The sequence below is a fragment of the Geodermatophilus sp. SYSU D00766 genome, from assembly GCF_054049915.1.
This window is the reverse complement of the sequence record NZ_JBJGYI010000071.1, coordinates 1-10056: the sequence shown is the minus strand read 5'-3', so window position 1 is coordinate 10056 and position 10056 is coordinate 1. Positions and strand designations below refer to the sequence as shown.

8 protein-coding genes are annotated in these 10056 nt (G+C 76.5%); 3 read left to right on the top strand and 5 right to left on the bottom strand.

Going from position 1 to position 10056, the window contains the following annotated elements; all coding sequences use genetic code 11:
- The first annotated feature begins 74 nt into the window (after positions 1-74).
- Positions 75-1364, top strand: a complete 1290-nt coding sequence (gene ilvA, locus ACI8AD_RS24515) for a threonine ammonia-lyase IlvA (protein WP_456873141.1) — start codon at positions 75-77, stop codon at positions 1362-1364.
- A gap of 6 nt (positions 1365-1370) precedes the next feature.
- Here ilvA and ACI8AD_RS24510 read toward each other — a convergent pair whose 3' ends face one another.
- Complete coding sequence (locus ACI8AD_RS24510) at positions 1371-3587, bottom strand: SpoIIE family protein phosphatase (protein ID WP_456873140.1); 2217 nt, start codon at positions 3585-3587, stop codon at positions 1371-1373.
- Between the two features lie 10 nt (positions 3588-3597).
- On the bottom strand, positions 3598-3948 hold the full coding sequence (locus tag ACI8AD_RS24505; protein ID WP_456873139.1) for an STAS domain-containing protein: 351 nt from the start codon (positions 3946-3948) through the stop codon (positions 3598-3600).
- A 70-nt stretch (positions 3949-4018) separates the two neighbouring features.
- Here ACI8AD_RS24505 and ACI8AD_RS24500 point away from each other — a divergent pair, with 70 nt between their 5' ends.
- Positions 4019-4447, top strand: a complete 429-nt coding sequence (locus tag ACI8AD_RS24500) for an ATP-binding protein (RefSeq protein ID WP_456873138.1) — start codon at positions 4019-4021, stop codon at positions 4445-4447.
- A 21-nt stretch (positions 4448-4468) separates the two neighbouring features.
- Here ACI8AD_RS24500 and ACI8AD_RS24495 read toward each other — a convergent pair whose 3' ends face one another.
- From ACI8AD_RS24495 to ACI8AD_RS24485, 3 genes are all read right to left on the bottom strand, one after another.
- Positions 4469-5434 (bottom strand): TIGR03557 family F420-dependent LLM class oxidoreductase, encoded by a 966-nt coding sequence (locus ACI8AD_RS24495; protein WP_456873137.1) that lies wholly within the window; start codon positions 5432-5434, stop codon positions 4469-4471.
- A 108-nt stretch (positions 5435-5542) separates the two neighbouring features.
- Complete coding sequence (locus ACI8AD_RS24490) at positions 5543-6433, bottom strand: ester cyclase (protein WP_456873136.1); 891 nt, start codon at positions 6431-6433, stop codon at positions 5543-5545.
- 73 nt (positions 6434-6506) lie between these two features.
- A complete protein-coding gene (locus ACI8AD_RS24485) occupies positions 6507-8618 on the bottom strand; it encodes a hypothetical protein (protein WP_456873135.1) in 2112 nt (703 codons plus the stop codon).
- 214 nt (positions 8619-8832) lie between these two features.
- Here ACI8AD_RS24485 and ACI8AD_RS24480 point away from each other — a divergent pair, with 214 nt between their 5' ends.
- Entirely contained in the window at positions 8833-9990 is a 1158-nt protein-coding gene (locus ACI8AD_RS24480; protein WP_456873134.1) for an RtcB family protein, read from the top strand.
- Positions 9991-10056 lie beyond the last annotated feature (66 nt).

Here is a 10056-nt window from a genome sequence, read left to right as displayed (position 1 = left end):
GCTCTGCCCCCGGAGGCGGGGCAGAGCACGACTGCGCGCGGGAGCACCTGGCCCGGCAGGGAGGATGGACCGCCGTGAGCACCACCGTGGCACCGGAGCTGGCCCGCTTCCCCGCCGACGTGCGGGACGCCGTCGGCCGGCTGGCCGGGGTCGCCGAGCGCACGCCGCTGCAGCGCAACGACCGTCTCTCCGCCCTCACCGGCGCCGACGTGTGGCTCAAGCGCGAGGACCTGCAGGTCGGCCGCTCCTACAAGGTCCGCGGTGCCTACAACACCATCAGCGGCCTGGACTCCGCTGCCCGCGCCGCCGGGGTGGTCTGCGCCAGCGCCGGCAACCACGGCCAGGGCGTCGCGCACGCCTGCCGGGTGCTCGGCGTCCGCGGCGCGGTGTTCGTGCCCGGGACCACCCCGCGGCAGAAGCGCGCCCGCATCCGCGCGCTCGGCGGGGACGTCGTCGACCTCGTCGTCACCGGCGACACCTACGACGACGCCGCCGCGGCCGCCGCCGCGCACGCCGCCGGCACCGGCGCGACGCTGGTGCCCGCGTTCGACGCGTGGCCGGTCGTCGTCGGGCAGGCGACGGTCGCCGTCGAGGTGCTCGAGCAGCTCGGGCGTGCACCCGACGTCGTCGTCCTGCCGGTCGGCGGCGGCGGGCTGCTCGCCGGCTGCGGCACCTGGCTCGCGCAGGCGAGCCCGGGCACCCGGCTGGTCGGCGTGGAGCCCGCCGGGGCGGCCGGCATGGCCGCGGCGCTCGCCGCCGGGGAGCCGGTGGAACTGCCGGCGATCGACACCTTCGTCGACGGCGCGGCGGTGCGCCGGGCCGGCGACGTGACCTTCCCGCTCGTGCGCGACTGCGGCGCCGAGCTGGTCGCGGTACCCGAGGGGCAGATCTGCACCGAGATGCTCGACCTCTACCAGGTCGACGGCGTCATCGCCGAGCCCGCCGGCGCCCTGGCCACCGCCGCGCTGACCGGCGGCACCGTGCGGGTCGAGCCCGGGCAGACCGTCGTGTGCCTGCTCTCCGGCGGCAACAACGACGTCAGCCGCTACGCCGAGGTCATCGAGCGGTCGCTGGTGCACCAGGGCCTCAAGCACTACTTCCTGGTGGAGTTCCCGCAGGAGCCCGGCGCGCTGCGGCGCTTCCTCGACGACGTCCTGGGCCCCGACGACGACATCGTGCTGTTCGAGTACGTCAAGCGGGACGACCGGGAGACCGGCGCCGCGCTGAGTGGCATCGAGCTCGGCAGCGCCGACACCCTCCCCGCGCTGCTGCAGCGGACCGCGGCCAGCCCGCTGCGGATCCAGCACCTCGACCCGGACTCCCCCGCCTACCGCTACCTCGTCCGCGGCGGGATCCCCGGCTGACCCGGCTCAGACGCGGGCGAGCCCGACCACGGTGACGTCGTCGGTGCCGGCCGGGTCGAGCGCGGCGACCACCGCGTCGACGACCTCCTGCGGGTCGCCCTCGGCGGCGAGGGCCGCGTGCCGCAGCGCCTCGAGCCCGTCGGGGAGCGGGCGGTCGCGGCGCTCGACCAGGCCGTCGCTGTAGAGCAGCAGCCGCTCGCCGGCGCCCAGCCACAGCCGCGCCTGCGGGTACTCGGCGTCGTCGAGCAGTCCCAGCGCCGGGCCGCGGCCGTCGGTGACCAGCTCGGCCGAGCCGCCCGCGGCGTGCACGGCCGGCAGGTGCCCGGCGCTGGCCAGCGCCAGCTCGCCGCTGGCCGGCTCCACCCGGACCACCACGGCGGTGGCCATCTCCCCGGGCAGCAGCGCGGTGACCAGCCGGTTGAGCTCGGCCAGTGCGGCGGCCGGGCCCTCGTCGCGCAGCAGCGCGGCCCGCAGCGCGTGCCGCAGCTGCGCGGTCACCGACGCGGCGGGCAACCCGTGCCCGGCGACGTCACCGAGCACCACGGCCAGCCGCCCGCTGGGCAGCGGCACCAGGTCGTACCAGTCCCCGCCGACGACGTCGGCCTGACTGGGCCGGTACCGCGCGCCGAGCGCGACGCCGGGCACCTTCGGCAGCTCCTCGAGCAGCAGCGTGCGCTGCAGCGCGGCCGCCAGCCGGTCGTCCTCGCCGGCGCGGGCCAGCACCGCCTCGCCGAGGTGGCGGGCCAGCGCGCGGGCGGCGGCGACCTCGTGCCCGCGCCACGGCCGGGCGGTGCCGCGGACGGTCTCGGTCCAGCGGTCGAACGAGCGCCGCGGGGACAGCCGGCCGTCGGTGACCTTCGACGTGCGCGGGTCCCCGCCCCAGCTCACCTCGCGCGGCGTCTCCGGACGGAACCAGGCGAGGAAGTCCCCGCGCGCACCACCGACCTCGACGGCGAGCACGCCGCTCGCGTGGGCGGCGAGGTCACCGAGGTCGGGCAGGTCGAGGGTCAGCCGGTCGGTGACCCCGCCGGCGCGCAGCACCGCCGGCACGAACGCGGCGACCCGGTCGGCCGGGGGCGTCGTCCCGAGCAGGTGCAGCCGGCCGTCGAGCCGCACCGCGGCACCCGAGGCCGGCAGCAGGTCCAGCGCGGTCACCTCGCCGTCGACCAGGGCGGCGGCGGGCGCGCGCGGGCTGCGGCCGATCGCGCCGGCGAGGTCGGCCCCGCGGCGGGCCACGACGACGGCGGCATCGCGGTCGGCGGCCTCGACGGTGGTGTGCAGCAGCAGGGAGGCGGTGCGGCCGAGGAACTCCGCGGCGGTGCGGTCGGCCTGGGAGGGCCGGTGCGGGCCGCTGTAGGAGTGGCACGCAACCAGGCCCCAGAGCGTCCCGCGGTCGACGAGCGAGACCGACATCGACGCGGTGACGCCCATGTTGGCCAGGTACTCCAGGTGCACCGGCGAGACGCTGCGCAGCAGCGCGCCCGACAGGTCCAGCGGCGCCCCGGTGCCGGGCACGACCGGCGGCACGAGCGGCACCGGCGTGTAGCCGGCGTCGGGGATCAGCCGCAGCCAGTTCGTCGCGTACAGCGCCCGGGCCTGCGCGGGGATGTCGCCGGCCGGGTAGTGCAGGCCGAGGAAGGGCTCCAGGTCGGCCCGCCGGTCCTCGGCGACCACCTCGCCGTTCCAGTCGGCGTCGAAGCGGTAGACCATCACGCGGTCGAAGCCGGTCAGCGCGCGCACCTCGCGGGCGAGCACGCCGGTCAGCCCCTCGAGCGTGGTGGGGGCGGACAGCCGCTGCAGCACCCGCGGCAGCCGGCGGTGCCAGGCCGCGCCGGCCTGCCCGGCTCCGGCGACCGGCTCCCACTCGGTGACCAGCAGGCCCCCGCTGCGGGAGAGCACCAGGTCGGCCTCCCGGCCGCCGGGGGCGACCCGCAGCGGGTCGGCCTCGGCCAGGTCGCCGGTCAGCGCGGCGCGCAGCCGGTCGAGCTCGGCGGGGGTCAGCAGGTCGGCCAGCGTCGCCCCGGCGGGGTCGGTGCCGAGGACGTCGGCGGCGTTGGCCGAGGCGACGACGACGGCGAGGTCGGGCTCGGTGACCGCGAGCAGCGCGCCGTGCGGCTGGATCGCGCCCGGGACGGCGATCGGCTCCTCCGCGCAGCGGGCGAGGGCGTCGCCGTCGACCAGCCGGCCGAGCGGGTCGGGTGCTGTCGCGGGCGGCCGGGTCACCCCGCCGACCCTACGACCCGACCTCCCCGTCGGTCAGGCTCGCCGACTCGACCACCGGCACCAGGCGCTGCAGCTCCAGCAGGTCGATGACCAGGCGGACGGCGTGGTTCTCCCGCGGGCACACCACCTGCAGCGCCGTGCCGGCCTCGGCCGCCTGGCGGGCGGCGCGGACGAGCTGGCGGGCGCCGGAGGAGTCCATGAACACGGTGTCGGTGAGGTCGATGACCAGGGAACGCGTCCCGGCGGCGAGCTCGGCGTCGACGCACTCGGCCAGTTGGGGCACCGTCGCGATGTCGAGCTCACCGCGTACCCTCAGCGCGGGTCGCCCGTGTCCCGCAGCGCGGTGGACGGCGAACTGCACGATCGGGCTCCCTCTGCCGCGGAAACGGACCCAGGGAGCGTAACGCGGCGTCGGAGAGGGGGCCCTCGGCGTGGACATCTCGTTCACCGTCCGGCTGCCCGTCGACGTCGACAGCGTGCCGTTCGTGCGGGGGCTGTGCCGCCAGGCGCTCGACCACCTGCACGTCGACCGGCCGGTGGTGGAGGAGACGACGCTGGCGCTCACCGAGGCCTGCGCCAACGTCGTCCAGCACGCCGGGGCGCACGCCGAGTACGAGGTGTCGGTCGCGATCGACACCAGCCTGTGCCGGATCACGGTGGTCGACGACGGGTCCGGCTTCGACCGGGCCGAGGCCGAGAGCCGGGCCGGGCTCGACGGCGACGGCGGCGCGGGCGTGCGGCTCATGCAGGCGCTGGTCGACTCGCTCGACTTCCGCCGCGACGCCGAGGGCCGGCACCGGGTCAGCCTGGAGAAGCGGCTGTCCTCGCGCCCGTCGCTGCGGCTGCTCGACGGCGACTGACGCCCGCGCCGGCCGCCGTCGTCAGGACGCCTCGAGGTTCCTGACCTGGTCGAGGAGCCCGCCGGCGCAGGCGTCGATGAAGCCGTCGGGGTCCGGGCCGGCGTTCTGCAGCACGACGTGGTCGAAGCCGGCGTCGACGTAGGGCTGCACCTGCTGCAGGTGCTTCTCCGGGTCCGGGCCGCAGGAGAACTGCTGCCGGATGTCGTCGGGCTTCACCGTGGCGCTGGCGGCGTCGAAGTTCACCGGGTTGGGCAGCTCGCTCATGACCTTCCAGCCGGTGAGCGCCCAGCGGCTCTTCTCCAGGGCCTCCTGGACGGCGGACTCCTCGTCCTGCGCCCACGACATCGGCACCTCGGCGTAGCGCGGGCCGTCGCCGCCGGCGTCGCGGTAGGCGCCGACGAGGTCCTCGCGCGGCTCGGTGGCGAACAGCCCGTCGCCGTGCTCGGCGGCCAGCCGGCTGGCGTTGCGCCCGCCGCTGGCCACGGCGATCACCGGCAGCCGGTCGGGCAGGTCGAAGACCCGGGCGTCCTCCAGCTGCAGGTGCCTGCCCTCGTAGGTCTGGTAGCCGCCCTGCCACAGCAGCTTGATGATCTCCAACGCCTCGGTGAGCATCTGGTGGCGCACGTGCACGGCCGGCCACCCCTGGCCGACGACGTGCTCGTTGAGCCGCTCACCGGCGCCGACGCCGAGGGTGAAGCGGTTGTCCGAGAGGATCTGCACCGTCGCCGCGGCCTGCGCGATGACCGCCGGGTGGTAGCGGATGATCGGGCAGGTCACGCCGGTGACCAGGCCGATCCGCTCGGTCCGCGCCGCCATCGCGCCCAGCAGCGACCAGGTGAACGCGCTGTGCCCCTGGGCGTCGAGCCACGGGTGGAAGTGGTCGCTCATCTCGACGAAGTCGAAGCCGGCCTCCTCGGCCCGCACGGTCTGGCGGATGACCTCCTGCGGCCCGAAGGCCTCGGTGGCGAGCTTCAGTCCGACCTGCATGTCCTCGTCCTCCCTGTGGGGCCGCTCCCCCACCGGGCTGCCCGACGGCGGCGGAACGGAAACGGCACGCCGGGGTCCGCCACGGGAGCGACGCCCTCTGGGTGGCCCTCACAGGTAGGAGGACACGCGGACCTCGCCGCCGCAGCGGCAGGCGGCGGTCGCGGCGCCGGCGGGGAAGCGGACCCGGCCGCCGCAGCCGGGACACCGGGCCCACTGCGCGTTGAGCCGGTGCGGCACCCAGATGCCGGTGAAGCCGCCGGTGCCGAACCCGTCGTCGACCCGTGCCACGGCGTCCCGGTGCGGCCGGGCCGCGGCGACCGCGCGCTCCGCCGCCTCGGGGCTCGTCCAGGCGGTGAAGGTGTGCCCGCGGCCGGAGCTGTTGGTGGCCACGATCCCCAGGAAGTCCGGGTCGGCGGCGAGGGCCTCGATGATCGCACCGGTGCGGGCGTTGAGCTCGTCCTCCTCCCCGTCGCGCACCGCGATGGTGGTCATCGCGAAGGCGCCGGGGACCTGCGTGCGGCCGAGCTCGGTCCGGGCGGAGAACCCGAACCGCAGCGGGGGCGCGTCCCCGGGCACGACCAGCGCGCGCAGCCCGAGCTGCTCGACGAGGGTCTTCTGGTCGAAGTACCCGACGACGCTGGTGATGCCGGCGTCGTCGACGGTGATGACGTCGACCCCGGGCAGGTCGCACCGGGCTCCGGTCGGCTGCGGCAGGCCCGGCATCGGGCCGGTGTTGGTGCCCTGCAGGCGCCACCGGGCGAACACCCGGTTCCCGTCGACGGCGAGGTCCTCGCCGGCGAAGACGAGGTCGGGGAAGGCGGCGACGAGGCCGGCCACCAGCCCGGGGACCGCCGTCCGGGGCAGCGGCGCCGGCAGTGTGGGGTCGAGGTAGGTGCCGTCCTCGGCGAAGCAGGCGGCGACCTCCTCACCGTCGTGGGCGTTCCAGGCACGGGTGTAGCGCTCCGCCGTCTCGGCGGCCAGCAGCGACGTCGGGACCATGTGTCTCTCCCCTCGAGTCCGACGCCGGGAACGGTGCCGCCGGGCGGTGCCCACCCACCAGCCCGCCGACTGCTCACCCCTGCCCACCGGTGCCCGCCCGGCCGCGGCACGCCGCGGACCGGGCGTCGAGCTCCTGCTGCCACAGCCGCGCGGCGACCCGCTGCACGCCCCGGGCGAGGTGGCGCCGATAGGTGCTGAAGGGGACGCCGAGCAGCTCCGCGGCACGCTCCTGGGTGGGCGCCGGCCGCACGTACGTCCGGTCGACGGCGCGGTACAGCCTGTCGCCGTCCGGCTCCCGGCGCAGGGCGTCGACCGCCTCGCCGACGACGTCGACGAGCCGGTCCACCGCCGGCTCGTGGCCCCGGACCAGCCGGGAGCCGAGCAGCGGGTTGCCTGCGAGGGCCTCCGGCCGCGGCAGGCAGCGCAGGGCCGCCCGCACCGCCGCGGTGAAGGCGGCCTCGTCCAGGAGCGGCGCGGGCAGGGGTGTGGCCGCCGCCGGGTCGAAGGAGCCGCCGACGAGGCGCTGGGCCATCACGTTGAACCACGCCCGCACCGACCGTGCCCGCCAGTCGTGGGCGAACAGGGTCTCGCGGCGCCCGCCGACCTGGGCGTCCACGGCCCGGGGGTGGTCGACGTGCGCGAAGTGGGGGGCCCACAGGTCGGCGTCGCGGAACGTGCAGAAGGTCCACGCCGCGCCGTCGGCGACCCAGCCCGCCGAGGTGCGCACCGACATGAGCGTGGTGACCGGCGAGGGGCGTTCGTGTCGGTCGGGGTCCTCGAGGAACCGCGTGATGCCGATCCGCTCTCCCGGGCCGACCGGGCCGGCGCGGTCGGTGTGCGCCCACGCGGCGGCCACCACGGGGTCGGCGCGGACCTCCTCCTCGTCGCGGGTGTCGAGCAGCAGCCAGGCGCCCACGGCGACCGGTTCGGTGCGGCCGGCCGGGCGGTAGACCCGGAAGGCGTCGGGCCGGCGGGCGAGCCAGAAGCGCGCCACGGCCGCGCTCGCGGGTCCCTCGGCGCGCTCGACGAGCGCGACCAGCCGGTCCGTCTCGCCCGGACGCGGCCGGTCCTCCCACACGGAGTCGGTGTCCTCGCACGGCAGGTAGCCGGCGAAGGACGGCTCGCTGCGCTGCAGGTAGTACAGCTCGTGCACGGCTCGGAGCAGCTCGGTGCCGCGGCTGCGCAGGATCCGCCCCACCACGTGCCGACGCACCCGCCAGTTGAGCTCGACGTGCGCCCGCGAGTCGCGCCAGCGGAGGTCGGCGTCGACGACCTCCCGCACCAGCTCGTGCGGGTGCAGTCCCGAGCGCCCCTGGGTGACGAAGGACAGACCGCGCAGCCAGGTGAACAGCGCGCCGGCGTCGTCCACGTCGAGGGCGACGCGCAGCAGCTCCTCGGTGGTCGACTCGGCGTGCGCGCACACCTGCAGGGCACGGCGGTGGTCCGGGCTCGGGACGGTGCTGACGAACCGCTCCACCAACCGCGCGACGACGTCGGCCGCGCCCGCCTCCCAGCCGTCCCCGACGGCGTCGAGCTCGGCGGCCATGGCCAGCGCCAGCGGGTGACCGCGACCGAAGGCCAGGACCCGGTCGTGCCGCTCCGGCGGGAGGCCGCGGGCGGTGAGGAACGCCCGCGCCTCGTCGGCAGACAGCGGATCGAGGGGCAGCACGCGGGCGAGGCCGTGCCAGCCGGGGTCGGCGGTCCACCCGGCCGCCGGGCGGTCCCGGCCGGCGACGACGACCAGCGCGTCCCCCGGCAGCCGCGGCAGCAGCGACTCCCGGATCCAGGGGTCGAGCGGGGCCAGCCGCTCGTAGGTGTCGACCAGCAGGACCGGTCGCGGCCCCGCGGCGAGTGCGGTGACCGGGTCGGCGTCGTCGGGCAGGCGCAGCGCCTGCCGCAGGGCGGCCTCGACACCCTCCGACGAGACCGGCACGTCGCGGCCGTCGAGGCGCAGCACCCGGCAGCCGTCACGGCGCGCGGTGTCGGCGTACCGGTCCAGCAGCGCGGACTTCCCGATGCCGCCGGGACCCCACAGGTACAGCAGCGCGACGGCGGCCCCGTCGTCGGACAGGGCGGCGCGGAAGACCGCGAGCTCCCGTGCCCGCCCGGTGAACAGCCGCTCGCGCTCCCGGCGCAGGCGCTCGCCGAGCGTGGTGCCCCGTGAGCGGTCGGGGGACCCGTCCATGCGCCCGTCGCCTCGCTCGTCCCGGTCACGGCTGGGGAGGACGACGCTACCGGCGGTGACCGCGCCTCCCAAGCCGTTTCCCCGCCGGGGCGCCGGGGTCCGCCGGGCGCCGGCCGGGTAATCCGCTCGCGGCGCGCGAGCCCAGCGCGTTCACTGCACCGGCCCACCGACGCACCGCGGGGACCGGGCCCCGCGCAGGAGAAGAGAAAGGACCATGGAGCAGATCAGCGAACGCCTGCTCAACTGGGCGTCGATCCTCGAACCGGCCACCCGGGAGCAGGCGCAGCGCACCGCCTCGATGCCGTTCGTCCACCCGCACCTGGCGCTCATGCCCGACGCCCACCTGGGGCTGGGGGCCACGGTCGGCTCGGTGATCCCCACCGACGGCGCGATCATCCCCGCCGCGGTCGGGGTCGACATCGGCTGCGGGATGATGGCCGTCCGCACCCAGTTCACCGGCGACGACGTCCGCGGCCGGAACCTGGCGGTGCTGCACGAGCAGATCGCGCGAGCGGTCCCGCTGTCGGCCGGCCGCTACAACCGGAAGCTCCGCGACACCGCGGCGGCGCGCGCGGAGGAGCTGCGGGCGATGCCCGGGGCCGACCAGGCCGACGGCGCCGCGCCGAACTGGCCGCTGCAGCTGGGGTCGCTGGGCTCGGGCAACCACTTCATCGAGGTCTCCCTCGACGAGGCCGACCGGGTGTGGCTGTTCCTGCACTCCGGCTCGCGCGGGGTGGGCAACCGGCTCGCCCAGCGGCACATCCGGGTGGCGCGGGACCGCTGCGCCGGGATGGACCTGCCCGACCGGGACCTGGCCTACCTCGAGGAGGGCGAGCCGGCGTTCGACGCCTACATCCAGGCGCTGCACTGGGCGCAGCGGTTCGCCGCGCTCAACCGCGAGGAGATGATGGACCGCGTCGCCGAGCAGCTGTCGCGGTTCCTCACCGAGGAGGTCCGGCGCGAGCAGGTGGTGCAGTGCCACCACAACTACACCGAGCGGGAGACCCACGCCGGCCGCGAGGTGTGGCTGTCGCGCAAGGGCGCGATCTCCGCACGGGCCGGCCAGTGGGGGCTGATCCCGGGGTCGATGGGTGCGGCGTCCTACGTCGTCGTCGGCCGGGGGAACCCCGAGTCGCTGACATCGGCGCCACACGGTGCCGGCCGGGCGTTCTCGCGGACCGCCGCGCGGAAGCAGTTCAGCCGGGCCGACCTCGACCGGCGGATGGCGGGCATCGCCTGGGGCCGCTCGGACGCGTTCCTCGACGAGCACCCCGACGCGTACAAGAGCATCGACGTGGTCATGGCCGACGCCGCCGACCTGGTGGAGATACGGCACACGCTGCGCCAGGTGGTCAACGTCAAGGGCGACTGAGTCCTCCCCGGACGCGGGTTGGCGGCGCCCCCCGGGGGGGGGGGGCCCCTCCGGGGGCGGCGGCGC

Excerpts from the sequence above, each read along its gene's own strand:
- ACI8AD_RS24490 (WP_456873136.1), bottom strand. The coding sequence starts at position 6,433 with ATGGTCCCGACGTCGCTGCTGGCCGCCGAGACGGCGGAGCGCTACACC.
- ACI8AD_RS24485 (WP_456873135.1), bottom strand. The coding sequence starts at position 8,618 with ATGGACGGGTCCCCCGACCGCTCACGGGGCACCACGCTCGGCGAGCGC.
- ACI8AD_RS24480 (WP_456873134.1), top strand. The coding sequence starts at position 8,833 with ATGGAGCAGATCAGCGAACGCCTGCTCAACTGGGCGTCGATCCTCGAA.
- ACI8AD_RS24495 (WP_456873137.1), bottom strand. The coding sequence starts at position 5,434 with ATGCAGGTCGGACTGAAGCTCGCCACCGAGGCCTTCGGGCCGCAGGAG.